Below are 24,628 nucleotides of genomic sequence, written 5' to 3' on the forward strand. Positions count from 1 at the left end.
ATTGTATCTATCTGTAACAGCCACTTTATACGAAATATATGAATCGAGGAAGTGGACTGCTTAGGTAAATACCGTAACAGTTTGCCGTAAAATTGCAATTAAATGATCATTTTGGTCCCAAAGATGGGCATATTCTGTGGAATAACCTTCACCTGCATATTCAGTTACCACTTTATATTTAAACCAGCCACACAATTGATGTTGGAACGGATGGACATAGGTAATGTGCCAAGTTAAAGAACTTGCAGGAGCAACTTGCTTAAACATCGGCAATACACCAGGTGGCCAAATATCCATCAAGACAATTAAATCTGGCAAAGTCATTTGACGATTTTCATGCTTATCGGGATTAAACCTTGACCATCCTCCAAAGTCAGCATACTGACTTCCTGTAACAGGATAATGACCTTCCGCCCAGCATACATCAAAATGTTGATAGCATTCTGGCATTTGTCTAGCAAAAGGAATAGGTTGTAACTCTTCAGGTTGCCTATAAACTGGAACGATAGGCTCATGTCGTACTTCAATATTCGACGCACGCGGCACACCAAAGCTTGCGACCAAAATCGTTTGTACCGCACCATCTTGCCATAAACGGGTTTCAAGCGTAGTGACCGATTTCCCTTCTCTTAAAATTTCAATAGTCAATTGAGCAGGTCCCTGCTGTACAGGGCCCACGAAAGTAACACTACAACTTAATAATCTTTTATTTGGATCTTGAATATTGCAGCAGGCTTTTTGCATGAGTAGTCCAGCAACAAGACCACCAAAAACAGTTCGCCCCTGCAACCACCCTTCAGGTATTTCAATCCATTCCTTTTCTTTTATTTCTTCAAATAATTGCAGTAATGACATTCACTTCCCTAAAGCACTCTGACTTTTGATGAAACATCTTTCATCATTTTGAATGGGAAAGTGAATGATCATTCTTGTACTTATATGCCAACTATTTGGTCACTCGGCATAGAAACCTATCTTTATTCATGCAGAATTTTATAAATCGTTCTTGCCATCATTTCACCAAAACCGGGCACAAGAGTAAGCTCTTTTTCAGATGCTTTTAAAACGCCTTGGATTCCACCAAAATGAGTTAATAAATCTCGACGGCGCTTTGGCCCCAACCCAGGAATTGCCTCTAAAACTGAGGTACTTCGGCGTTTGTCGCGTTTAGCACGATGCTTGGTAATCGCAAAACGATGGGCTTCATCACGCACCTGCTGAATTAAATGCAATGCCTTATGGTCTTCCGGTAACTGGATTTTTGTGCCGTCGGTAAAATGCAGGGTTTCAAGTCCGGGTTTACGCCCTTCACCTTTAGATACACCCACCATAAAAGCATCTAGCCCAAGCTCTTGCATAACTTCCATTGCCATATGGAGCTGGCCTTTACCACCATCAATCAACAGTAAATCAGGCAATATGGCTTTTTTATAACGACGTGTTAAAGCTTGACGCATAGCAGCATAATCATCGCCTGCTGTAATGTCTTGAATGGCAAATTGGCGGTAGTCACGTTTACGCGCCCCGCCTTGATCAAACACGACACATGAAGCAATTGGAGCTTCACCCATGGTATGACTAATATCAAAACACTCAATACGATCGACGGGTCTTCCCACCACTTGCTCTAACTGATGGAAACGTTCATTAAGCTCTAAATGATTACTCAACTGCCCCTTAATGGCATGTTGGACGTTCATTTCGGCTAGTTCTAGCCACTCGGCACGAGTTTCTCGAACATTACTCTTAATCTGAACCTTTTTGCCAAACTGCTGTGCCAACGCTTCCTCTAGTTCTTTACAATCAGGCAAAGCAATATTTACGATAAGCTCATTGGGAACTTCATCTGCAACCTGAAAGTAAAAGTTCGCCATAAAGTCACTCAGCATTTGCCCAAGATCATCACCGAGCATGTCAGGGAAATAACTTTTTCCACCCAGCATTCGCCCATTGCGTACATACATAATTTGCACGCATGTCACGCCTGCCTGATATGCAATTGCCAGAATATCCGCTTCGCCTTTAACTTTAAAAACGGCTTGCTGCGCTTGAACTTCACGCAGTAAAGATAATCGATCACGGTAAAAAACAGCTTTTTCAAATTCAAGTTCAGCCGCTGCTTGTTCCATTTTGGCAATGAGTTCTTGATTAAGCTCTTTGGTATCACCTTGCAAAAAGCGAATACTATTATTAACGTCTTCTTTATAATCTTCGGGCGAAATCAGACCTACGCACGGAGCTGAACACCGCTTGATTTGATATTGCAAACATGGACGCTTGCGCTGTGAAAAATAACTATTTTCGCACTGACGCACATTAAAAAGTTTTTGCAAAACCAGTAACGTATCGCGTGCACTATAGGCACTTGGGTACGGGCCAAAAAACTTACCAATTTGGTGCTTACCTTTACCACGCCCACTGGCAAGCCGAGGATAAGGCTTGTCAGCCGAAACAAAAATATAGACGTAAGACTTATCGTCCCGCAGCATAATGTTATACGGCGGACGATGTTGTTTAATTAAATTTTGTTCTAAGAGTAAAGCTTCAGTTTCTGAACGAGTAACCAAAGTTTCAATATCATAAATTCGTGCAACTAAAGCTTGTGTTTTAGGATGCTCAATCGTTTTAACAAAATAACTCGACACCCGATTTTTTAGGTTTTTTGCTTTGCCGACATATAACAATTCACCCTCCTTCCCTAGCATTTTATAAACACCTGGAAGCTGGGTCATGTTGGCTAAAATTTTTTCAATATGAGGACGAGCGTTTTGATTCACTATTGGCATGCATGGCTTAATACTGAATACCTAATGTGATGTTTTCACCCCTAATTTTCAAGTGCTTTACTGTGCTAGAACATAAATTTGGAAAGCAATTTAAATATGGTCCGACAGATTGTGTCGTACTCGCTTAAGAGTCTAGACGATAGTAACTATATTTAACGTCTTTTTCTTTATACACCGCATAGGTTTTTTGACGAAAATCCGAGAACCAACCATTGCCTGTATAGCCTGCAATATGACCATAAGTGTGGCCACTAGTTCGCTCAATAATGTAAATGTCACCTTCTTGTGGACGGTTGAAAGCAGGTTTAATTTTCTTATAACCATTCTTTTCTAGCGTTTGCCCCCAATCAGAAGCAGCTACAGGATGCTTTGACACATCTGCTCCAGCCGCTTGTAGAGCAATACGAATATTTTTGGCGCATTTCTCTTTACTATGGTTGGCAGAGATACTTTCGAGCTTACTCGAGAACTTATGCAAATTAATATTTTGGTCTTCAGCTTTATGATTTTTAGTTATAGATCGTTTAGATTTTTCAGTCGTCGAAGCTGCTTGTCTTAACATCACTTTTGTTTTTAAATCGCCTTGAGAGCTGTCCTCTTTTCTCTCTTCGATATGATGAACATGTGCATGAGCTGCGTGATGAGCATGAGCCATTTTAAAACCTACTTCCGCTGACCAGTCTTCGAAAAAACCGCGCCATTGTAGAATCAAAATTGCCTATTGGCTCTTAATAGTTGTAACAAATTACCAGCACTGTGAAATAGGTCACAAAAGTTATTAGATACTCTATGTCATAAAAAAACGCCCTTTCGGGCGCTTTAATATTTATTTAAATATACATTACAAATGAAATTCAATTACTAAGCCTAACCCCCTACCTGCAAAAGTAGAGTATGTGCCCGTAATTGGTTAATCGCATTCCTTTCAATACGACTGACCAAGCATTTATAAAGAGTTTTAGGATTAATTTAAATTATTTAAATAAACCGTTCGCTCTATCGTTTTTTGAGTAAAGCACTGCGTATATTGCATCTCTTGGTTTTGCTTACGCATGTCAGCAGTCCAATAATCGGATTGCTTTTGGTAAGTTTCTAAGTCTTTTTCAGGAATTTCATCTACAGTCTTTTGTGCCAGAATCTTACATTCAACATCACGTTTTTTAAACCAATCCGATTGGTCTTGTTTAAATTGGTTTTTTTTCTCAGCACTCAATTTGTCCCAAGTCTGATTTAAGCGTTCCACTTGCTTCGCTTTGTCACTATCCAATTCTTTTTTACGAACATCCATGGCTTCCTGAGCCAAAGCAGTCTGCTCTTCATTATTTTGTTCAGATATTTGCTGATTTTCTTCAATATTTTCTTCAATCAACTCATTTTCTTTAACATAGGCTGCATATTGCACAGCTTTAGTGGCAACAAAAACCAATCCTTCAATCACACTATTTTGAGTTGGCAAGTCAAACACCAAACCCTCTTTATCTGTTTTTGTAATGTTATAGAAGAAGTCACCTTTCAATTGATCATTTTCAAGAGTCAAAGATGATTCATTATCCGAAAAATAGTCATTGAGCGTCTGCGATTCTTCATCAGAATGACGCAACTCTTCAATATATGCTTTTTCCGCACGTTTTTGTAAACCTTTCGGCAGTGAAATGACCAATTGGCTTTCACAACTTAATTGTGTATTTTTTTGGCTTTCGTCTTCTAATGGTAAAGTGCGGATATTTTTAATTTCAAACTTCAAACCTTGATTAATTTTATTAAGAATATCTGCATCAACCTGATATTGACTTTGTCTTAAGCTACGCTCAATTTGCTTCAAATATTCTTTTTTCAAAGAAGTTTGAATCTGATTTAAATTCTCAGGGTGTGTACAACTCCAATCCGAAACTACCTCAACTTTTTCTGTTTTTGATTTTGGCTCTGGCTTAGATTTACCACATCCAGTCAATATTACTGCTGCACTGAATGTAGTTATTACTAAAGCTTGTTTCATCACCGTATTCATTTATATTCCACGCAAATTTTTAAATTTATTAAGTACAAGAAAGGTATATATTTACCAGTTGTATTATCATCCCAATAATTAATATAAAATTCACCTAAAATTTTAAATAAAGTACTATTCATGCCAATAATCTTTTTTTAAATGCATAAAATAAATGCAAATTATTTAAATAATCAAAATAAAAAACGCCCTTTCGGGCGCTTTAATTAAAATACATATGGTCGAACAAAAATCAGGAAGAAAATCCCAAGCATGAGGAACCATTTTAAGAAGTAATACAACTTACGGTTTTTAGCTTTTAATGCTTTAGCTTTAATACGAATTTGATAGACATAACCAAAAGCTTTATTTAGGCCACCTGTTTGGTCGCCTGTTTCATTCGGTGAGCTTGCCGCAGTCATCACATTACGACCAAACCAATGGTTGAAACGCTCCATCCATTTTACTTTCATTGGACGTTCAACGTCTGCAAAGAAAATAATACGGTTTTGATCAGTCTTATTTTCAGCATAGTGAATATAAGTTTCATCAAACACGACACTTTGACCATCACGCCAAGAATATCTTTCGCCATCGACATCAATAAAACAACGGTCATCATTTGGTGTAATTAGACCTAAGTGATAACGCAAAGAACCTGCATACGGATCACGGTGTCTTACCAAACGGCTGTCAGGTGCAAGCTCGGTAAACATTGCTGCTTTAATTGTCGGCAATGTTTTAAGAAGTGCTGTAGTTTTTGGGCAAAGCTCAGCAGCAGATGGATGACTCGATTCATACCATTTGAGGTAAAAACGCTTCCAACCTGTTTTAAAGAATGAGTTAAAACCTAAATCGTTATAGGTACTTGAAGCTTTAATTCCGCCTTGGTCATATAAAGCTTTCGCTTCATCTCGAATCATTTCCCAATTTTCATCCAGCACTTTTAAATCTTTAAAATGCTGTGTATCGATATAAGGTTGATTCGGCACCTTTGAAAAGATGTACATTAAAAAGTTAATCGGTGCGAGCAAGGTTGAATGGTCAAAAAATTGACGATAAAACGAGTGACGCACTTTGCCGCGATGTTGGATATACAATGCTGATATCACAAAAATCGCTAATATGCTCCACTTAATCATATTGCTACTCTTTCAAAAGATTAGGGGTAACTTCACCTTATATTTAAGGAGAGAGAAACCGGAAGTTTATTTAATTGGTGCAAATTTTAACAAAATTGACTTAGAAAAAGCGAATGTAAAAAAATTAAGTCAAATAATAGACAGCGCTGTTGTAATAAAAATTTTAAATATAGTGTATTTTTCCATAAATTTAAGGAAGTTAAGATTTATTACTATTGCTACTGTTATTTACAGACTATCCTTCTAACAATTGACATTTTTGACAAAAAAATAACTTTTAAAACTTATTCGTTTTTATATAAAAAATTGATAATTCCAATGCTTTATAAAGAAAAAATTAAGTTAAAACAAATGTCTTTCGTTATTAGCTATCTTTATGATTTCTTTTATGCATTTCATATAGATGAATTGAATAATAAATAAGATGACCCTTGCGTCACGGCTTGATACAACTTGTCAGGTTTTTTTTAGATATAGTTATCGTAAGATTAGCGAAGCATAAATGTGTACCTAAGATGTGCACACGCTTCATAACATCAACTTAGAAGTCCTCCAAAACTAAGGAGATCAGGCATGATCCACGCTGGCAATGCCATTACCGTCCAAATGCTTTCGGACGGAATTGCAGAATTCCGCTTTGACTTACAAGGTGAGTCGGTCAATAAATTTAACCGTGCAACAATTGAAGATTTCCAAGCTGCTATTGCTGCGGTAAAAGCAAATAATGATATTAAAGGCTTAGTTGTTACCTCTGGCAAATCGACATTTATTGTTGGGGCAGACATTACCGAATTTGGTGAAAACTTCGCACAAGGCGAAAAAGCGATTGTTGACTGGCTTATGCCTGTTCACGAAATCTTCAATAGCTTTGAAGATTTAGAGATTCCAAAAGTTGTTGCTATTAACGGTATGGCGTTAGGTGGCGGTTTTGAAATGTGTTTAGTTTGTGATTATCGTGTGATGTCAGAAGCTGCACAAGTGGGCTTACCGGAAATTAAACTTGGTATTTACCCAGGTTTCGGCGGTAGCGTACGTTTAAGCCGTCTGATCGGTATCGACAACGCGGTTGAATGGATGGCGATGGCTGCTCCTAAAAAACCGGCTGCTGCCCTAAAAGATGGTGCGGTAGATGCGGTTGTAGCTGCTGATAAATTACTTGAAGCTGCAACTGACTTGGTTAAGCAAGCAATTTCTGGTCGTTTAAACTGGAAAGCAAAACGTCAAGAAAAGCTTGAAGCTGTAAAATTGAACCCACTTGAACAAATGATGGCGTTCAATACTGCAAAAGGTGCAGTACTTGCTAAAGCAAATCCTGCTCAATACCCTGCTCCAAAATTATTACTTGATTCATTACAAGCGGGTGCAAGCCTTGCGCGTGACGAAGCATTAAAAGCTGAAGCGGAAGGTTTTGCAAAAGCTGCGATTACGCCACAAGCTGGTGCATTGATTGGTTTATTCCTCAATGACCAAGTTGTTAAGAAAACTGCTAAAAAATATGAAAAAGGTGCACACCCTGTAAACCAAGCAGCTGTACTTGGCGCTGGTATCATGGGTGGTGGTATTGCTTACCAAGCGGCAAGCAAAGGTACACCAATTATCATGAAAGATATTGGTAACCCACAACTTGCTTTAGGTATGAAAGAAGCGAATAGCTTGTTAACTAAACAAGTTGAACGCAAGAAAATGAAACCTGCGCAAATGGGTGAAACGCTTGCACGTATCCGTCCTACTTTAAGCTACGATGAGTTTAAAGAAGTTGATATCGTGATCGAAGCAGTTACAGAAAATCCAAAAGTAAAAGAAATGGTACTTGCGGATACTGAGAAGAATGTTCGTGAAAATACGATTATTGCTTCTAATACTTCTACGATTTCAATCACGCGTTTAGCAAAAGCATTACAACGTCCTGAAAACTTCGTTGGTATGCACTTCTTCAACCCAGTTCACATGATGCCGCTTGTAGAAGTGATTCGTGGTGAAAAGACTTCTGAAGAAGCGATTGCAACTACTGTTGTTCTTGCTCAAAAAATGGGTAAAACACCGATCGTTGTAAACGACTGCCCAGGATTCTTGGTTAACCGTGTATTGTTCCCTTACTTTGGTGCGTTCGACCTTCTTGTAAAAGATGGCGCAGACTTCCAGCAAGTTGACAATGTAATGTCTAAGTTTGGCTGGCCAATGGGTCCTGCTTACCTCATCGATGTTGTTGGTATCGACACAGGTGTACATGGGGCAGAAGTCATGGCTGAAGGTTTCCCAGACCGTATGAAGCCAGACTACAAAGGTTCAATCCAAGCAATGTACGAAGCTAAACGTCTTGGTCAAAAGAATGACGTTGGTTTCTACAAATACGAACTCGATAAGAAAGGCAAAAAAGCAAAAACTGTTGATCCAACAGCATATGAAATCATTGCTCCTTTCGTAACGGGTGAGAAACGCGAGTTTGATAGCCAAGAAATTATTGACCGCATGATGCTTGCTTTCTGTAACGAAACAGTTCGTTGCTTAGAAGACAACATCGTTGCAACTGCTGCTGAAGCAGACATGGCAATGATTATGGGTGTAGGTTTCCCTCCATTCCGTGGTGGTCCATGTCGTTATATCGACCAGACTGGTGTTGCTGAATACGTTGCACTTTGCGACAAATATGCACACTTAGGTAAGGCTTATGAAGCGCCACAAATGTTGCGCGACATGGCTGCTAACAACAAAAAATTCTACGGTTAAGGAGCAACGTGAATGGCTACTTTAAATCCACGTGACGTTGTCATCGTTGATGGCGTACGTTCTGCAATGGGTAAAACCAAAAACGGTATGTTCCGTAATGTACGTGCTGACAGCTTATCTGCTGAATTGGTTCGTGCACTCGTTGCTCGTAACCAGTTTGATGTAAACGAAGTTGAAGACCTGATCTGGGGCTGTGTAAACCAGACTCTAGAACAAGGTATGAACATTGGCCGTAACATCGGCTTATTGGCTGACTTACCAAAAACTGTTGCTGGTCAAACAGTAAACCGTCTTTGTGGTTCTTCTATGCAAGCACTTCATACTGCTGCTGCACAGATTGCAACAAACCAAGGTGATATTTTCATTATTGGTGGTGTAGAGCACATGGGCCACGTAGGTATGATGCATGGCATCGACCTAAACCCAGAAGCATCTAAACACTATGCAAAAGCATCTAACATGATGGGCTTAACTGCTGAAATGTTAGGTCGCATGAATGGCATTAGCCGTGAAGAGCAAGACGCTTTTGGTGTTGAATCTCACCGCCGTGCTTGGGCTGCAACTCAAGAAGGTCGTTTCAAAAATGAAATCGTTGGTGTTGAAGGCCACGATGCTAATGGCTTTAAAATCCTTTGCGACATCGACGAGGTAATTCGTCCAGATGCAAACCTTGAAGCGTTCAAAGCATTACGTCCTGTATTTGACCCGAAAGGTGGTACTGTAACTGCGGCTACATCTTCAGCTTTATCTGACGGTGCTTCTGCAATGTTACTTATGTCTGCTGAACGCGCCCAAGCGTTAGGTTTAAAACCACGCGCTGTAATTCGCTCTATGGCAGTTGCAGGTTGTGACGCAGCAATCATGGGTTACGGTCCAGTTCCAGCAACTCAAAAAGCGCTTAAACGTGCTGGTTTAACGATGGCTGATATTCAAACTATCGAGTTAAACGAAGCATTTGCTGCTCAAGGCTTATCAGTAATGAAAGGCTTAGGTATTTATGACAAGCAAGACATCATTAACTTAAATGGTGGTGCGATTGCTTTGGGTCACCCACTAGGCTGTTCTGGTGCACGTATCACAACTACTTTGTTGAACGTAATGGAACAACAAGATACTCAAATCGGTCTTGCGACCATGTGTATCGGCCTTGGTCAAGGTATTGCAACAGTGATCGAACGTGTTTAATTAACACCAAGATAAAAAAATCCCCGCTCAATGCGGGGATTTTTATTATTCATAACTAGAAAATTCTTCATCATTAAAGGCATTAAAATTTTCTGGCCATGGTGCTTTTAATTCGCATAAAACCTTAAACTGCGAGGGTGCATCTAGATTTACCTTTAGTACTTTAATTTGAATATCATCTTCATTTAAATAATTAAGTAATTTTTTCAAGTCTTTACATAAATAATGTGGCAAGTACCCAACCCTAACATTATCTTCTTTCAATAAAATTGTTGCATCTACATCAACCAAATTATTTTCATCAAATTGATATTTGAGTCGATCATTAGGTCGCAGAGATATAATACTAGTTTTCTCAATCTCATTCAAATAATTGATACTACTAATAAAAAACTTGATTCGATAAAAACCATCTTCATTTTTAGGTAAATTAACGATTCGAAAATGATCAGTTTTCTTTTCACCTCCTGAAATTGCAAGTAACTCTAAATAATCTTTAGAATCACTAGATAAACCAGACCACTCAAACATATTGTCATGCTCAGGGCGGCTCTCAGGAATTAACCTATTTCTAAAGAAACTAAATAATCTATCAGAAGTATAGCTTTTAGAAATATCCTGCATATTAGGAAAAAATGAAAACTTTTCGTGCTGAGCACCTTTTGTGTAGCTCAGAACATATCTACAAGAATTTTGTTGAGTTAATTTAGCAACAGGATGCCACATTCGTGTACCTGTAGAATCTTGCCACATAACAAAAACACTTTTCATGCTGACAATTCCTCACTTACAAATCACGTTTTATTGCTAATAGATTAGCTTTATTACATAAAATTAATTCATATGTAAAATCTTTTGAGGTAGAAGACATAAGAGTCTCAGGAACCCTATCTATAATTAATCTTACATCATCATCTTTAACCTTATTCAATATCTCTAACCAACTCTTTGCAGCGACTCTTTCCATTAAAGCATAACGCCGAAAAGCATCTAATAGTTTCAGCCTTTTCTTTTTACCAGCTATTTCCTTTTCTAAAAACCATGATTTTGCTTTTAGAACAAAGGTTGGTATTTGCTGCCCTTTATCCTTTGAAGTCATTCGTATTCTTTTTTCTTCATCACTAACATTTCTTGCTAAACTCGCTCCATGGTCATAGCTTGGTGCAAGATGTTTCACACCTTTAACAGTAATGATAGTTCCCCAATTTTCATTATGCCTATCTTGATTTGCAATTAAGGCATCAAACATCAAATAACCAACAAAAAAATCACTAGCAGATTTAATATTAGCTAGACTACTAAATCCAATTGGCTTATTGATGATAGTGTTTCGCATAATTTTATATACATCTTCAATAAATTGTATGTTTGGGTTACCTTCTTCAGCAGAGGATACAAGACCTTCAAGAAGTTCATTACCAAGCATTAGTTGCTCTCCTCGCTCAGAAATAAAATTCTTGGTTATAACACCACGTACTCCTTTGTGTATCGCCAATTCATAATGTGCATGTGGTAATTCTAACAAAGCGGCTAATTCACAAGAGATTTTTTCAGCCCAATCATCACCTAATCGCTCTCCTGTATTAGATTGCACACTTTTAAAAAGAAACTCTTCACCTTCAGACAAATACCAGAATTTACTTTTTGTACCTAATTGCTCTAAAAGATCAGACTCTACATGAGAGATATCAAAGATATTGTAACTACTATTTAACTTATCCATAGTATCCCAAATGCATTAATAAAACTTATGAAAAAAACTATAAGCGACAAAATGTGTCGCCCAATACTTAATAATATAAATATTTATAATGGTAAATAAAATAATATTTAATTTCAAACAATTATAAAATCAATAAAACATAATTTTAATCTTTTCTAAAAATGCGGAGATTTTTATTTTAACGTCCTTTTAAACCATCTTGAATTTGCTGTTGTAATTTTATGAGATCACTAAGGTTAACTTTCATCGTACCTTCACGATAAGCATCGACATTACTTCGGTTAATGTTCAAAGGTCTTAATATTTCAAAAATACCGTTGGTTGGATCAGAAGACTGTATTCCACCCGCTACCGCTAAAATGTATTGTTGTAAGAATGGAGAAAGTTGAGACAAATCAGGCTGTGCCATGACTGGCTGATAATCTACTGTCGTCATGCCTTCAGGGACTAAAGCATTTTGTATATCGTAATGTGTTTTATACTCATGATGTTGCAGCGCCTGGCGCACTTTTTTATCTTCTTGGAAAGGTACAAAACCCACCTCTTCACGTAACTCAGATTCAGCCATAACGCGAATTGTTGGTAAAGTCGCTACTTCCTCTGCTTGAACAGTCGGTAAACCCATAAAAGCAAATGCAGCAATGAAAGCTGATTGTTTTAGAAAGTTCATAACTTGCTCCAAAAATCATTCACCCTATTCAAATTAAAAAGATGATGATTAAATTAAAAGTATCTATAAATAGGCTACAACAAAGTCGAATTTGATTCAGTAAGACTCAGATAAACGGTAAATATAATTAAAATTTTTAATGTAATAGTAAGGGACTTTCTAAAATATTTTAGAAATTAGTCTGAGTATAACTAAGTCAGATCATACTACTAGATTTAAATATTAAGATCTTTTGTTTATAGTCAGACTTTTATAAATCCATTGAATTCAACAGAAATAATGAACTTTAAAGTATTAAATCAGAATATTCTTATGAGCTGCCTACTCGTCAGTTTCTTTCTCACTGGTTGTGCGAGTAACCGAATTATTGGTGAAAACACGCGAGAGCTATTTACAAAATATGACTCAGGCCATGAATGGATCACTTTAATTGAAGATGATGTAATTGCATTTGGTAAACCATCAGTATCTCTCCCTAATGAACCAGAGGACAGTGTTGTCATCGCAGGGAAAAAATATAGTTATGTCATTAGTAAAGGCGGTAACGATTTCATTCAATTAATTAATCAATTAAATCCACAATATATTCAAATAAGTAATGAGCTAGATTTTAATGCTCCAGTTCCGGATAGTAATCATTTTTACGGGCATATTAGATTTTCTTACACCCCACCTAATGGGAAATTGAACGAGAAAGAATCAGCTTTATTTAAACAATATGGTGTAGTTCCATGTGGCTGTGCAAAGACATCAGAACCACATAAATTTGATTTAAATATTAAAGGAACTGTTTATCCTCCTGTAAAAAATCTTAAAACAATAACCCCTTTATCTAAGCCATATCAAGTTAAAATCCAATATCTTCACGATAAAAGTGGAAAAGTGCCCTTATCAACTAAAGAGAAGCTAGCAAGTTTACCACTGCTTCCGTTTACCTTAACTTTCGATATTATCGCTTTACCTGCGAAAGTCATGGGTATCATTTACCAGCCCTAATAGGCTACGAAAAAAAATTACAAACTTTCAGTAAAGATAAAAAATCCCCGCTTACTACGGGGATTTTTATTAATCATTTAACATCTCTTTTAAAGAATCAACTAATTGTGGAAATTTCGTATAACCTTCTCTACCCAAAAAATGCCCACCATTAGGAACGGTAATGTGCGGCGCATCAATTTCTTTCGCCAATTCAATAGTCAGTTTGGGCGGAACCAAATCATCATTATCCGATAAATACACCAGCTTTTTCTTTATGTCCTTAAAGTAATTTGTATCGACTTTACTCTTCGTTATATAACTATTAAGAACAGAAGAATCTGAAATGTAACCAGAAAATCCGGATACTAAAATCATTCCTCCAATATTTTGATAGTCATGTCTTTGCAAAAAGTGCAGTAACGTAATCACCCCTAAACTGTGCGCAACAAAATAGGTATTTTCATCCACCTTAGGGATCTGTTGATCTAAAACTTTCTGCCATGCATCTACGTCTGGATTCTCAGAATCTGGAAATGGAATTAAAGTAACCGTTGTATTTTCATTTTCTATTTGATGTTTTAAATCTAGAAACCAATGATCATCGATAGAAGCAGAGTAACCGTGAAGCACAAATATTTGACGCATGTTCTTCTCCTGCAGTTCAAGTGTTTTGGCATTTGCAACAAATGACATTAATCCGAATAACACCAATAAAATGAGTTTTCTGATCATTGAACAAGTACCATTTTGAAAGATAAAAACATGCTAAACTATGACACCACTGTTAAGGTCAACCCCGTTTTATGAACTTAGCTAAAGTTGCCGAGCTTACAAAAGTAAGTCCTCGTATGCTGCGTTATTACGAGAGCTTAGGGCTTATACAGCCTCTTCGAGCGAGTAATAACTATCGAAGTTATACGCAAAAAGATATTGAAAATATTAAGAAAATTAAAATATTAAATGATGCAGGCATGCACCTAAAAGATATTCAGGTTTTGCTGCCTTGTTTTGATTTAGATGAACGAGTATTTACACTATGCTCAGTGGTTCAAGAAAAACTGCAAACTGAACTCATGCATGTGTCTGAGCAGTTAAACAAACTGCAAACTTCTCAAAGTTTATTACAATCTTTTTTAACCAAAGGGAAAGTCGAGAGCACCAAATCATAATATTTGATGCTCATGCTTTGCTTATTCTTTTAAATCTCCTTCGAGTGCAGCTACATTCTTTTTCTTAATTTTTTCAATTTTTGCATTTAGCTTTAGAACATCTTGATAAAGCCCGTTAAATTTTTTGACCTGAGCATTTTCATGAAAAAGAATCATCTGATCTTTCTTTTGCCACTCATAATTTTTTAGAAGCTTAAACATTTCTTCTGCTTTATCTAAAATTTGTAGCTCAATCATAAAAATTGCATGATCTTGATCTGCTTTTTGCTGAGTTCCCAATTTCATTTCAAGAAGTTGCCTCATCTCTGCATCAACAGATAACTCTTGAACCTTTGCTAAGAAAGTCTTATGAATCTTTTCATATTCACTCTGATACTGATCCGAAGCTTTACGGACATCGGCTAGCATCTTTTCGGTTTCTGCAAATTTTTGTTTTTTATCAAGATCTAAACGGTCCACATTTAAAAAAGTATCCCATTTGGCTGCTTTGAGTTCTCTTAAATATGCATTACGTGCATTAATATTTTGAATCCAATAACTTAAAAGGAATTCTGAAATTTGCTTATAGTGTCCTGCCAAACGCTTATCGTGGATATCGAGCTGGACGGGTTTAGACCAGTCTTGTGCTTGGTCATAAAGCTGATTCATTTTTTCAGTCATGACGACATCAAACATTTGACTACTGTCTTTGGCTTGCTGTTGTTTGATATGCTGATAGGTGAAAAAAACAATGCTTGTGATAACAATCAGACTTGCAATCGCAATCAAAACTCGGCGCATACACACCTCCTATTTCCCTTCTTATAGTTTTGCTCTTTATAGTTATAAAATAGAGCTTATTCTTCTTTATATGCCATTTATTTCACAATACGCAACACTGTATTCGCTACTCAAAGCTTTAAATCCTGATCCATCATCCCTATTATGATGGGTAATTAAAATTTATGAGATTCTCCCATGCGTGTAGATGTCTGGTCTGATGTAGTTTGCCCTTTTTGTTATATCGGCAAAAAACGCCTTGAGCATGTAGCTGCTGAAGCAGGTATTGATCTTGAAATTCACTGGCATAGTTTTGAATTAGATCCTGATGCACCAGCAAAACATGACACTTCGAATACTGAGCGCTTAGCTAAAAAATATGGCCGTACCTATGAAGAGATGGAAGAAATGGAGCGCAATATTGCGGCCATGGCTGCTTCTGAAGGTATTGATTTCCAATGGCAAAAGGCGAACTCAGGCAATAGTTTCAATGCACACCGTATTATTCACCTTGCGCAAAGCAAAGGTTTAGGTAATGAAGCTAAAGAAGCTTTTTTCCATGCTTATATGACCGAAGGTCTCGCAATTGGCGAACGTGAAGTTGTAGAAGAAATTGCATCTCGTATTGGTTTAGACAATGCTGAAGTTGAATACGTACTAGATACCAACGAACTATCTGACTTTGTCCGCCATGATGAAAAAATTGCACGTGAGCAGCTTAATGTAACTGGCGTGCCATTTTTTGTATTCGACCAAAGAATCGCTCTTGCTGGCGCTCAACCACGTGAAGTCTTTTTACAAGTTTTGGAAAAAGCACAAATCAAAGCAAATACTGAAGCAGTCGAGCAAGATGATGCGGCTGTTTGTACCGATGAAACTTGTGATGTTCCAAAGAAATAAATGAACACAATTAAAACGTGATCAAATCGTATGTTTTATCATCATTTTAGCAATAGAGCGTTCTAAAAAAAGAACTATCTAATTGCTAAAAATCAGTTTATTATTGCCGCTTAGAATATTCGCGCTGTAATGTTCTGTTTTTTATGTGTTTAATGATCGGAATTTGAAGTTTCCTTGATCTATCATCCCCCTTCAGTGGGGGATTTTTTTTGGCTAAAAATAATCGCTAATAGCTTAAACTTTTTCATTTATTTCAAATATGTAAAAAAAGTTAAATTTACTTAACTTTTGTGTCTCCCTCTTGATTTTATTAGAAAAATCAACAAAAGTGGAAACAACAACAAAACATAAAGATAGATATGAAAACATTTCATGTAATGCCGTACCGGCAGCTTTTTGCACTTTTAACGATTGGATTTGGTTCAGTATGCATCGCTCATGCAGAGACCGCCTCTTCTTCTGCAAACCAACAAGTAGGAAGTACATCATCTGGAGTACAAACTGAAGTCACCACAGACGAAAATCTCTTAGATCAAATTCCGCGCTGGGTGGATGCAACCCCAACCATTTTTCCAGAGCAGTCTAATGAGCCTATTGTTCCGCCTACCGAACAAACCGAAGATCAAACCTGGGTTGATCGTAAGCAAAAGAAAATTCGTAATTGGGCCGATCGTACTTCTGAAAAAATTGATAATTGGTTTGGTGAAGTTGATCCACAAAAACCTGCAACAGCAACCATTCGCGTCATGGTGGATAACTATTGGAATGAATACGACAACTTTGAAATTAAGCCCAGAATTCGCGGTAAGATTAAGCTCCCTACGCTAGAAAAACGTTTAAGCGTGGTATTTGGTGATGACTCTTTAGATAATGAATTTAATAACAGCCCAGCCAATATTAACCAAAACCCAAATCAAGACTCTAATAAGAAGTTAGATGGTAAGCAAACTCGTGATGACAACAGCTCAATTGCTTTGCGTTGGTCAAATTTCTCGAAAAAACTACCTTTTGAAACCGATGCAGACTTAGGTATTCGTTCTGGAGACGATATTTATGTTCGTTTAAAAGCATCGAGAGATTGGCAACTTCGTAATGATTTTAAGTTTTATGCTGAACAAATTTATCGTTACGGCATAGATAGCGAAAACTATTTACGTACTAATCTTGAACTTACACATGCTAGACCGAATCAACCGATTTTATCCAATCAGTTCAGCCTAACCTATGCCGATGATCAGGATGATGATCTAGCTTGGGAAAACCGAACTTTCCGCGAACACAGTTTCTTTGCAAACAACCGTTTTAACTATGGTATTTATACTAGCGGTTATTACAACGACAATGACTTACGTTTAAACAGTTGGGGACCGTTTGTTTCATGGCGCCAACCTGTTTTACGTGAATGGTTCTTTGTACAAGGCGATGTAAATTACTTTAATGACCACCGCGAAGACCGTAATCATTTTGTCAGCACCTTCTTACGTTTAGAAGCACTTTTCTAAGCTAGCAAACATCACCTTGGACCTCATCCAAGGTGATGAATAACAAAATACTTTTAAATAAAATTTTAAGATTAGCCTTTTAAAGTATTGTTCTAATTTTATTTTTGATTCCTTATCTTTAAAAAATGAATCAATTTTCTTCTCCATTTCAAAATAAATCGACAGTCTTCATTTGTATTTATAGTTTAGGTTTATTAGCTTTACTTCCACATACTCAATTTTTTTATAACTCTTTAAAACACCAACGGTCACGGCGTTATCCCTATTCTTCTACGAGTTTCGCTAAAGTAAAAAGACAATCACTTTCACGCTCACCTTGTGAAGTAGAAGCAAACAATACTTTATCTAATGCTGGTTTAATTCAAGAGCTTATGGCTGTATTTGGAAATGATACGTTATGGAAACGTGCGACTCAGCCTGAACAAACTTATAAAGCCTTTGGTAAGAAAAAGAAGAAAACCTCATCGGCACAGATTTCGGCTACTAATCCACTGAGTGCAAGCTGGGCCACCATTTCAACTTGGATGCCTTTTGAAAATGACCTTGATTTAGGCTCTAACTCTGAGAGTGATGTGTATGTCCAGTTTCTGGCTAAAAAGAAATGGAATTTGAGACATAACATTAGCTTTGATACAGAGCAGATATTTCGCTACGGATCTACTAGCCGAAATTACACTGAAACCACGCTAAACCTAACGCAAAAAATGCAAGATAACACATTATTTTCTAATAAATTTAATGTGAACAAGAGCGAAAATGAAGATTACAACTGGGGCAATTGGACTTTTCAACAATTTGAGTTTGTAAAAGATAATAGTCTGACTTACGGTATTTATAGCGGTGGCGTATATACCAAAAATGATATTCGACTAAATAGCTGGGGTCCTTATATTTCATGGCGCCAACCGATATGGAGAGATTGGATTTTTATACAAAATGACCTTAATTTTTTTAACCATATTGATGATAATCCGAAACATCAACTCAGCGTTGAAATGAATCTTGAAGCTAATTTTTAATCAAAAATCATCAGGTTGTGGATAACTCTTTCTTTATCCACAAAAAAGCCCCTGACAGTTCAGAGGCTTTTTATATCAAAAAATTATTTCAACAATAAGCTATTAGTACGCTTCACATAAGCTGCAGGGTCTTCTGGTAAACCACCTTCTGCAATCACAGCCTGATCAAAAATCACGTTTGCCAAATCATCAAACTGTTCTGAACCTTCAAGTTTTTTCACCAAAGGATGCTCAGGGTTAATTTCTAAAATTGGCTTGATTTCAGGTACAGCTTGCCCCGCTTGTTTAAGCATACGAATAAGTTGAGGAGACAACTCACCCTCACTTGTTACTAAACATGCAGGAGAATCTACCAAACGAGTTGTTACACGTACTTCTTTAGTTTTAGCCTTCAACGAATCACTTAATTTCTCAACCACAGGCTTAAACTGTTCAGCCGCTTGCTCAAGTGCCTTTTTCTCTTCGGCATCTTGCAAATCACCTAAATCAACCGCGCCTTTAGATACATTCTTTAATGGCGTACCGTCAAACTCTTGGACAAAATTCATTGCCCATTCGTCAACACGCTCTGCCATTAATAACACTTCAATACCTTTTTTCTTAAACAACTCAAGCTGCGGCGAGTTTTTCGCTGCTGCTAGACTGTCAGCAGTCACATAATAGATGGCTTTTTGGCCCTCTTTCATACGTGCCTTATAATCAGCAAAAGAAGTCGTTACTTCATCATTTGTTGAAGTCGCATAACGTAATAATTTTAAAATACGTTCACGGTTACCAAAGTCTTCGCCCAAGCCTTCTTTAAGTACTGAACCAAATTCACTGTAGAAAGTCTTGAATTTTTCTTGGTCTTTTTCATCTTCCGATTTAGCCAAACCATCAAGTACAGTTAATACACGGCGTGCATTACCTTCACGAATCGTTTTGACGTCACGGCTTTCTTGCAACAACTCACGGCTAACATTAAGTGGTAAATCCGCACTGTCCACGACACCTTGAACAAAACGTAAATAGTTTGGAATTAAATTATCCGCATCATCCATGATGAACACACGTTTTACATATAGCTTAATTCCCGCTTTTGCTTCACGTGTAAAAATGTCATGTGGTGCTTTACTTGGAATATAAAGTAATTGGGTATATTCCGTACTACCTTCAACACGGTTATGTGCCCAAGCCAGTGGTGCTTCAAAGTCATGAGTTAAGTTTTTATAGAACTCAATATATTGCTCTTCAGTCACTTCGCTTTTATTACGTGTCCATAAAGCACTTGCCGAGTTAATCGCTTCCCACTCGTCAGTTTTGACCATTTGGCCGCCTTTAGGCTCTTCACCTTCAGCAACCTCTTCTTCTTGCCAAACTTCTTTTTGCATTTCAATTGGCAAGCTAATGTGGTCAGAGTATTTATTAACGATTTGCTTAACTTTATAAGATTCTAAATAATCAAGCGCATCATCACGTAAGTGAAGAATAATGTCAGTACCACGGGAAGCCTTATCAATTTGCTGAACTTCAAACTCGCCTGTACCACCACTAATCCAGCGCACCCCTTCAGATGTATCTAGACCCGCACGGCGTGATTCAACCGTAATCTTGTCTGCAACAATAAAACCTGAATAAAAACCCACACCAAATTGGCCAATCAACTGAGCATCTGCTTTTTGATCGCCAGTCAATTTTGACATGAAATCTTTAGTACCTGACTTCGCAATCGTACCTAAGTTATCAATCGCTTCTTGCTGGCTTAAACCAATACCGTTATCAGAGATCGTTAAGGTTTTATCTTCTTTATTTAAGCTGATTCGTACATGTAAGTCTGGATCATTTTCATAATATTCAGGATGATTAATTCCTTCAAAACGTAACTTATCACATGCATCTGATGCATTAGAGATAAGCTCACGTAAGAAAATCTCAGGGTTAGAATAGAGAGAATGCGTCACTAAATGTAAAAGCTGGGCAACTTCTGCTTGGAAACTATAATTTTGTGATGCTTGTTCACTCATAAATCACTCCTTAAATTTTGAAGTTGTTTGTTCTCGAATGCTTTATGAATGGAGTACTTCTAGAATTTTTCAATCCTGAATATTAAAAATTTTTACTCTAATTAAAATGGACCATGGCTTAACACCCTATCTTGCAATATCGTATCTAACTGCTTTTGACGTTGTTGGTAAGCTTTGCTAATACAACTGACATTGGCAGCACAAGCATTTCTTTTTTTCAGCCATTGCTGCTGAGTATCTTTCTGGTTATCTCGCCCACCCATAGGTAAAGCATGTAAAACGATTTGATACGTCGTTGCCATTTTTACATCTGCATCATTTAAAGAACGGTTTTTACAAATACTTTTTTCCGTTTTCGTTTTTGCAGCATCGCACGAAAAACTTGCAGCTTGTAAATTTTGAGTAAAAGCAATACCGCTCAAGAGTGCTAAACAAATCGCTAATTTGTTATTCATGTTTTTATTCCCATGCTTGTAATGAATAGAAATTAGTTTAGAAAAAAACTTGCAGAAAATATGTGTAAAACTGTCTGTTTTATGCTTTTTTTAGTGCAAATAAAATTCATAAAAAAACCTCACATAAAATATATGTGAGGTGCCTGAGTCTAGGTTTATTATTATATTTTTCTATTTATTATTATGCTTAAAATTTATAGCTATAACCTAAAGTGTAAACAAAAGGATTAATATCTAAATTAAATTTAGTCCCATCATTTAAAGTAACTTTAGGACTTAAATCAGCATAACGAACATCTACAAATACTCCCCAATTTTTAGCATCAGCAGGTTGGAAGTTAAAACCAACTTGTCCTGCTACACCAAAATCTTCTTTTACATCTTTTACAATACCATCTTCATCCCAAGCAATAAATGCTGTAGCACCAACACCAATATAAGGTGTGAAACGAGTCGAATTTTTAAAATGATATTTTGCTGTAATTGTTGGTGGTAATTGTTTAATACGTGCTACCTTATTTCCATTTAACAACACATCATGATTAACAGGCGCTGCCAATAATAATTCTGCGGAAAATGGAGACTGGCCAAAGAAGTATTCTACTGATGGTGTAAAAGCATATTCATCATCTGCTTCAACTACAGTGTTTTCAGCAAGTGTCGTATCTTCTGATGGCGCAATAACACTACCACCAAATTTCACTTGCCAGTTACCAGCAAAAGTAAAAGAAGACATCCCCATTAATGCAATAACCAAAGCTTTTTTGAACACTTTAATATCTCCAACCTTATTTATATTTATAATAAACATTTATTTTAAAACCATGCAATACTCATTATAAAATTATTTTATAGTTTATTTTTAAACTACTGTTTTAAATAAAATTATATATTATCCAACTATTTTAATAGGTTTTTATCCCAACCTCATTAATCAAGATTATTTTATATTACCAACTATTTTAATATGCTTTTAAATCCCGAGTATTTTAATATAATTTATTTTAAATACATGTTTTATTTAGACAATAAAAAACCTTCTTAATTTAAATCTAAAGATCATTATTAAGAAGGTTTACACTTTAATATTTTATAAAAACTTTATAAAACCATTGCAGCGATCCAGCCAAAAATTAATAGCGGAATATTAAAGTGAATAAAGGTAGGTACGACTGTATCCCAAATATGATCGTGTTGCCCATCTACTCCTAAACCAGCTGTTGGCCCTAAGGTTGAATCAGAGGCTGGCGATCCAGCATCACCTAATGCTGCTGCTGTACCAATAAGTGCAATCGTTGCTAATGGTGAGAAACCAAACTGCACACATAAAGGCACATAAATAACAGCTAATACAGGAACACTTGAGAAAGATGAACCAATACCAATTGTCACAAATAAGCCAATACAAAGCATTAGGAAAGCAGCAAGCGCGCGGTTATCTCCAATAATCTCGACTACACCATTTACTAGCTGATTAATATCACCAGTATGAGTCATTACTGAGGCGAAACCGGCAGCAGAAATCATGATGAAGCCTACTAAAGCCATCATTCGCATGCCTTGTACAAAGACATCATCTGCATCTTGCCATTTAAAAATTCCGGCGGTAGATAGAACAGCAAAACCGACTAAACCACCCAAAATCATCGAACCTGAATATAGCTGCGCAGCAAGCGTCAAGCCAATTGCGAGCAATGCCATCAAGATCGTTTTCTTTGCAATAACTGGTGCTTGCTCTGCTTCATGCTTTAACTCTTCAGCATCTGCTTTTAAGTCAGCTGTTTCATCCTGGGTTGTTGCGCGAAGAGGTTTATCTAGATCAATCGTGGTCACAGGTGTAATCGCACGATCAGCATAAATTCTTGGTTTACGGTAGCTAATAAATACAGCAACCAAGGTGCCTAACACCATACCTGAAACAGGAATGGCCATGCCAATTGGCATCATTGCCCGATCAACATGTAAGCCGTACGCTGCCCCAATTTTGTTGATATTTCCCATCAGAATCTGTTCAAGGAAAATTGCACCAAATCCAACCGGAAGAAAAATATAAGTACCAACCAAACCTAGCGTAAGTACACAGGCTGCGGCGCGGCGGTCTAATTTTAAATGGTTCATTACCCGTAGGAGTGGCGGAACCAGTACAGGAATAAAGGCAATATGAACTGGAATAAGGTTTTGAGAGAAAATAGCAGAAATTAATAAAATACCTAAGAGGAGATACTTCACTTTAGTCTGACGGCTTTTCCCAGCTTCCATTCCCAATAAACCAATCAGCTTATGGGCAAGTAAATCAGGTAAACCAGATTTTGATAGAGCCAGAGCAAATGCCCCTAACACTGCATAGGCAAGTGCAACTTCAGCACCATCGCCAAGACCAGCGTTAAAAGCTTCAACGGTTTGAGAAAGGCTTAAACCTGCTACGAGGCCGCCCACAATGGCAGAAACCACTAAAGTCAGTACGACAGAAACGCGCGCCAGTGATAATAAGAACATCACTGCAATCGCAATAACGACAGCATTCATGAATAAGTTCAGAGCAAAACAAAAGGCGATATTCTAGCAGATTCATATCTATGAAGCCGAAAATATCGCCGAATTAACAGTTTTATGCAGTTATTTCACTGTTACGCTTGAGCTTTAATAAACTCACGAATATGAGTTGCTATTTTCTCTGGCTCACTCAGAATGGCCCAGTGATTTGCATTAAGCTCTACATATTCAAATTTTTCAACCCACTTTGGCATGGCCTCAGTGATGTATTCTGGGCTTACAAAAGTATCATATTTTAAAATAACAGCTTTTACTGGACACTGCGCATAACGTTGACGTGGGCCAGTTAAGCGAGGAATAAAATTGGCACGATATAAATTAATGCCATATTTACCATCAGCATTAATATTATTATTTAAAGGTAAATTACTTTTCCTTTCCAACTGAGTAAGAACTTTACCCCATTTTTCAGGACTAAATAGAGACCATACAGTTGGTGCTAATAACGGAAGATGAAATGCCCCGATATACCAAGATTTGGTTAATATTTTTAAGATTTGAGCTGGTGAAGATTTAAATTTATCACGTAAAAATAAAGCGGCATGATCAAGACATGGTCCAGAAATGGTGGTGTATGATAATAAACGACCTTTGAACTTAGGCTCAGTGACCGACTCCCAAGACTGAATCGAACCCCAATCATGTGCAGCCATATGGAATTGACGATTTGGCAATAACTCATCAACAACTTCTTGGAGATCTAGAGATAAACGCTCTAAACGGTAATCACGTATACGTTTTGGTATAGATGACAAACCAGCTCCACGCACATCGTAAGTAACAATATAGAAGTCATTAATCAAATGCTCAATGATTGATTCCCATACTTCTTGATTGTCTGGATAGCCATGTACTAAAACCAAGGGAGTATTTTTTTCGTCACCCCATGTTTTAGTACAAAGCGTTTGTTGATCACTTGTTGTTACTGTATGAACTTTTGGCTGCATAATCATTTCCTATCTTGTTTTTCAATCGATCATGTCGTTAGTCGGATAGAGCATTGCCATCAATATAAAAAAGATGATACTTATCTAGTATGAATACTGTTGCAATAAAAAAAATTGACTATT

At 37.0% G+C, this 24,628-nt stretch carries 24 protein-coding genes; 8 read left to right on the forward strand and 16 right to left on the reverse strand.

Annotated elements, in window-relative coordinates; genetic code table 11:
* Nucleotides 1-60: 60 nt before the first annotated feature.
* From J690_RS20765 to lpxO, 6 genes are all read right to left on the reverse strand, one after another.
* Nucleotides 61-855 carry a thioesterase family protein gene (locus tag J690_RS20765; RefSeq protein ID WP_032038069.1) on the reverse strand — a complete coding sequence of 265 codons (795 nt, stop codon included), beginning with the start codon at nucleotides 853-855 and terminating at the stop codon, nucleotides 61-63.
* A 122-nt stretch (nucleotides 856-977) separates the two neighbouring features.
* Nucleotides 978-2,777 (reverse strand): excinuclease ABC subunit UvrC, encoded by a 1,800-nt coding sequence (gene uvrC / locus J690_RS20770; protein ID WP_002114749.1) that lies wholly within the window; start codon nucleotides 2,775-2,777, stop codon nucleotides 978-980.
* A gap of 133 nt (nucleotides 2,778-2,910) precedes the next feature.
* Nucleotides 2,911-3,441 (reverse strand): peptidoglycan hydrolase, encoded by a 531-nt coding sequence (locus J690_RS20775; RefSeq protein ID WP_025469759.1) that lies wholly within the window; start codon nucleotides 3,439-3,441, stop codon nucleotides 2,911-2,913.
* A gap of 309 nt (nucleotides 3,442-3,750) precedes the next feature.
* Nucleotides 3,751-4,794, reverse strand: a complete 1,044-nt coding sequence (locus J690_RS20780; protein ID WP_081405264.1) for a hypothetical protein — start codon at nucleotides 4,792-4,794, stop codon at nucleotides 3,751-3,753.
* A complete protein-coding gene (locus tag J690_RS24105) occupies nucleotides 4,791-4,916 on the reverse strand; it encodes a hypothetical protein (protein ID WP_014208213.1) in 126 nt (41 codons plus the stop codon). Before J690_RS24105 ends, J690_RS20780 begins: the two co-directional genes overlap by 4 nt.
* Nucleotides 4,917-5,000: 84 nt before the next feature.
* Nucleotides 5,001-5,915, reverse strand: coding sequence for a lipid A hydroxylase LpxO (gene lpxO / locus J690_RS20785; RefSeq protein WP_032038075.1), 915 nt, complete (start codon nucleotides 5,913-5,915; stop codon nucleotides 5,001-5,003).
* A 306-nt stretch (nucleotides 5,916-6,221) separates the two neighbouring features.
* Here lpxO and J690_RS24115 point away from each other — a divergent pair, with 306 nt between their 5' ends.
* The 3 genes from J690_RS24115 (at nucleotide 6,222) to fadA (ending at nucleotide 9,827) form a co-directional block, all read left to right on the forward strand.
* Nucleotides 6,222-6,338 carry a hypothetical protein gene (locus J690_RS24115; protein WP_081405265.1) on the forward strand — a complete coding sequence of 39 codons (117 nt, stop codon included), beginning with the start codon at nucleotides 6,222-6,224 and terminating at the stop codon, nucleotides 6,336-6,338.
* A 150-nt stretch (nucleotides 6,339-6,488) separates the two neighbouring features.
* Nucleotides 6,489-8,642: a fatty acid oxidation complex subunit alpha FadB gene (gene fadB / locus J690_RS20790; RefSeq protein ID WP_032038078.1), complete on the forward strand. Its 2,154-nt coding sequence runs from the start codon at nucleotides 6,489-6,491 to the stop codon at nucleotides 8,640-8,642.
* A 12-nt stretch (nucleotides 8,643-8,654) separates the two neighbouring features.
* A complete protein-coding gene (fadA, locus tag J690_RS20795) occupies nucleotides 8,655-9,827 on the forward strand; it encodes an acetyl-CoA C-acyltransferase FadA (RefSeq protein WP_005065826.1) in 1,173 nt (390 codons plus the stop codon).
* A 45-nt stretch (nucleotides 9,828-9,872) separates the two neighbouring features.
* Here the strand turns inward: fadA and J690_RS20800 are convergent, their stop codons facing one another.
* From J690_RS20800 to J690_RS20810, 3 genes are all read right to left on the reverse strand, one after another.
* Nucleotides 9,873-10,598, reverse strand: a complete 726-nt coding sequence (locus J690_RS20800) for a HipA N-terminal domain-containing protein (protein ID WP_032038080.1) — start codon at nucleotides 10,596-10,598, stop codon at nucleotides 9,873-9,875.
* A gap of 16 nt (nucleotides 10,599-10,614) precedes the next feature.
* Nucleotides 10,615-11,550: a HipA domain-containing protein gene (locus J690_RS24630; protein WP_032038082.1), complete on the reverse strand. Its 936-nt coding sequence runs from the start codon at nucleotides 11,548-11,550 to the stop codon at nucleotides 10,615-10,617.
* Between the two features lie 178 nt (nucleotides 11,551-11,728).
* On the reverse strand, nucleotides 11,729-12,220 hold the full coding sequence (locus tag J690_RS20810) for a hypothetical protein (protein ID WP_032038084.1): 492 nt from the start codon (nucleotides 12,218-12,220) through the stop codon (nucleotides 11,729-11,731).
* A 279-nt stretch (nucleotides 12,221-12,499) separates the two neighbouring features.
* Here J690_RS20810 and J690_RS20815 point away from each other — a divergent pair, with 279 nt between their 5' ends.
* Entirely contained in the window at nucleotides 12,500-13,216 is a 717-nt protein-coding gene (locus J690_RS20815; RefSeq protein ID WP_032038087.1) for a YidX family protein, read from the forward strand.
* A 69-nt stretch (nucleotides 13,217-13,285) separates the two neighbouring features.
* On the opposite strand, the gene J690_RS20820 is transcribed toward J690_RS20815, so the two are convergent.
* Nucleotides 13,286-13,930: an RBBP9/YdeN family alpha/beta hydrolase gene (locus J690_RS20820; protein WP_068906721.1), complete on the reverse strand. Its 645-nt coding sequence runs from the start codon at nucleotides 13,928-13,930 to the stop codon at nucleotides 13,286-13,288.
* Between the two features lie 71 nt (nucleotides 13,931-14,001).
* On the opposite strand from J690_RS20820, the gene J690_RS20825 reads away from it, so the two are divergent.
* Nucleotides 14,002-14,367 carry a MerR family transcriptional regulator gene (locus J690_RS20825; RefSeq protein ID WP_002114700.1) on the forward strand — a complete coding sequence of 122 codons (366 nt, stop codon included), beginning with the start codon at nucleotides 14,002-14,004 and terminating at the stop codon, nucleotides 14,365-14,367.
* A gap of 21 nt (nucleotides 14,368-14,388) precedes the next feature.
* On the opposite strand, the gene J690_RS20830 is transcribed toward J690_RS20825, so the two are convergent.
* The gene (locus J690_RS20830) at nucleotides 14,389-15,147 is read right to left on the reverse strand and encodes a hypothetical protein (RefSeq protein ID WP_032038092.1); all 759 of its coding nucleotides are present in this window, start codon (nucleotides 15,145-15,147) and stop codon (nucleotides 14,389-14,391) included.
* A 177-nt stretch (nucleotides 15,148-15,324) separates the two neighbouring features.
* Between J690_RS20830 and J690_RS20835 the strand changes: the two genes are divergently transcribed.
* The 3 genes from J690_RS20835 to J690_RS20845 all read left to right on the forward strand — a co-directional run bounded on the left by J690_RS20835 (nucleotide 15,325) and on the right by J690_RS20845 (nucleotide 18,547).
* Entirely contained in the window at nucleotides 15,325-16,026 is a 702-nt protein-coding gene (locus J690_RS20835) for a DsbA family oxidoreductase (RefSeq protein ID WP_032038098.1), read from the forward strand.
* A 359-nt stretch (nucleotides 16,027-16,385) separates the two neighbouring features.
* Nucleotides 16,386-17,528 carry a hypothetical protein gene (locus J690_RS20840; protein ID WP_032038100.1) on the forward strand — a complete coding sequence of 381 codons (1,143 nt, stop codon included), beginning with the start codon at nucleotides 16,386-16,388 and terminating at the stop codon, nucleotides 17,526-17,528.
* A gap of 125 nt (nucleotides 17,529-17,653) precedes the next feature.
* A complete protein-coding gene (locus J690_RS20845; protein WP_032038103.1) occupies nucleotides 17,654-18,547 on the forward strand; it encodes a hypothetical protein in 894 nt (297 codons plus the stop codon).
* A gap of 83 nt (nucleotides 18,548-18,630) precedes the next feature.
* Here the strand turns inward: J690_RS20845 and htpG are convergent, their stop codons facing one another.
* The 5 genes from htpG to J690_RS20870 form a co-directional block, all read right to left on the reverse strand.
* A complete protein-coding gene (gene htpG, locus J690_RS20850) occupies nucleotides 18,631-20,550 on the reverse strand; it encodes a molecular chaperone HtpG (RefSeq protein ID WP_032038105.1) in 1,920 nt (639 codons plus the stop codon).
* A gap of 101 nt (nucleotides 20,551-20,651) precedes the next feature.
* The gene (locus J690_RS20855; RefSeq protein WP_001060531.1) at nucleotides 20,652-21,005 is read right to left on the reverse strand and encodes a lysozyme inhibitor LprI family protein; all 354 of its coding nucleotides are present in this window, start codon (nucleotides 21,003-21,005) and stop codon (nucleotides 20,652-20,654) included.
* Between the two features lie 187 nt (nucleotides 21,006-21,192).
* Complete coding sequence (locus tag J690_RS20860; protein WP_032038107.1) at nucleotides 21,193-21,777, reverse strand: OmpW/AlkL family protein; 585 nt, start codon at nucleotides 21,775-21,777, stop codon at nucleotides 21,193-21,195.
* A gap of 329 nt (nucleotides 21,778-22,106) precedes the next feature.
* Nucleotides 22,107-23,531: a Na+/H+ antiporter family protein gene (locus J690_RS20865; RefSeq protein ID WP_032038110.1), complete on the reverse strand. Its 1,425-nt coding sequence runs from the start codon at nucleotides 23,529-23,531 to the stop codon at nucleotides 22,107-22,109.
* Nucleotides 23,532-23,632: 101 nt separating this feature from the next.
* Nucleotides 23,633-24,511 (reverse strand): alpha/beta fold hydrolase, encoded by an 879-nt coding sequence (locus J690_RS20870; RefSeq protein WP_081405267.1) that lies wholly within the window; start codon nucleotides 24,509-24,511, stop codon nucleotides 23,633-23,635.
* Nucleotides 24,512-24,628 lie beyond the last annotated feature (117 nt).

The organism is Acinetobacter sp. 742879 (assembly GCF_000588535.1).
Lineage (GTDB): Bacteria > Pseudomonadota > Gammaproteobacteria > Pseudomonadales > Moraxellaceae > Acinetobacter > Acinetobacter pittii.

Excerpts from the sequence above, each read along its gene's own strand:
- J690_RS20765 (WP_032038069.1), bottom strand. The coding sequence starts at position 855 with ATGTCATTACTGCAATTATTTGAAGAAATAAAAGAAAAGGAATGGATT.
- J690_RS20775 (WP_025469759.1), bottom strand. The coding sequence starts at position 3,441 with ATGGCTCATGCTCATCACGCAGCTCATGCACATGTTCATCATATCGAA.
- J690_RS20780 (WP_081405264.1), bottom strand. The coding sequence starts at position 4,794 with ATGAATACGGTGATGAAACAAGCTTTAGTAATAACTACATTCAGTGCA.
- J690_RS24105 (WP_014208213.1), bottom strand. The coding sequence starts at position 4,916 with ATGAATAGTACTTTATTTAAAATTTTAGGTGAATTTTATATTAATTAT.
- lpxO (WP_032038075.1), bottom strand. The coding sequence starts at position 5,915 with ATGATTAAGTGGAGCATATTAGCGATTTTTGTGATATCAGCATTGTAT.
- fadB (WP_032038078.1), top strand. The coding sequence starts at position 6,489 with ATGATCCACGCTGGCAATGCCATTACCGTCCAAATGCTTTCGGACGGA.
- fadA (WP_005065826.1), top strand. The coding sequence starts at position 8,655 with ATGGCTACTTTAAATCCACGTGACGTTGTCATCGTTGATGGCGTACGT.
- J690_RS20800 (WP_032038080.1), bottom strand. The coding sequence starts at position 10,598 with ATGAAAAGTGTTTTTGTTATGTGGCAAGATTCTACAGGTACACGAATG.
- J690_RS24630 (WP_032038082.1), bottom strand. The coding sequence starts at position 11,550 with ATGGATAAGTTAAATAGTAGTTACAATATCTTTGATATCTCTCATGTA.
- J690_RS20810 (WP_032038084.1), bottom strand. The coding sequence starts at position 12,220 with ATGAACTTTCTAAAACAATCAGCTTTCATTGCTGCATTTGCTTTTATG.
- J690_RS20815 (WP_032038087.1), top strand. The coding sequence starts at position 12,500 with ATGAACTTTAAAGTATTAAATCAGAATATTCTTATGAGCTGCCTACTC.
- J690_RS20820 (WP_068906721.1), bottom strand. The coding sequence starts at position 13,930 with ATGATCAGAAAACTCATTTTATTGGTGTTATTCGGATTAATGTCATTT.
- J690_RS20825 (WP_002114700.1), top strand. The coding sequence starts at position 14,002 with ATGAACTTAGCTAAAGTTGCCGAGCTTACAAAAGTAAGTCCTCGTATG.
- J690_RS20830 (WP_032038092.1), bottom strand. The coding sequence starts at position 15,147 with ATGCGCCGAGTTTTGATTGCGATTGCAAGTCTGATTGTTATCACAAGC.
- J690_RS20835 (WP_032038098.1), top strand. The coding sequence starts at position 15,325 with ATGCGTGTAGATGTCTGGTCTGATGTAGTTTGCCCTTTTTGTTATATC.
- J690_RS20840 (WP_032038100.1), top strand. The coding sequence starts at position 16,386 with ATGAAAACATTTCATGTAATGCCGTACCGGCAGCTTTTTGCACTTTTA.
- J690_RS20845 (WP_032038103.1), top strand. The coding sequence starts at position 17,654 with ATGAATCAATTTTCTTCTCCATTTCAAAATAAATCGACAGTCTTCATT.
- htpG (WP_032038105.1), bottom strand. The coding sequence starts at position 20,550 with ATGAGTGAACAAGCATCACAAAATTATAGTTTCCAAGCAGAAGTTGCC.
- J690_RS20855 (WP_001060531.1), bottom strand. The coding sequence starts at position 21,005 with ATGAATAACAAATTAGCGATTTGTTTAGCACTCTTGAGCGGTATTGCT.
- J690_RS20865 (WP_032038110.1), bottom strand. The coding sequence starts at position 23,531 with ATGAATGCTGTCGTTATTGCGATTGCAGTGATGTTCTTATTATCACTG.
- J690_RS20870 (WP_081405267.1), bottom strand. The coding sequence starts at position 24,511 with ATGATTATGCAGCCAAAAGTTCATACAGTAACAACAAGTGATCAACAA.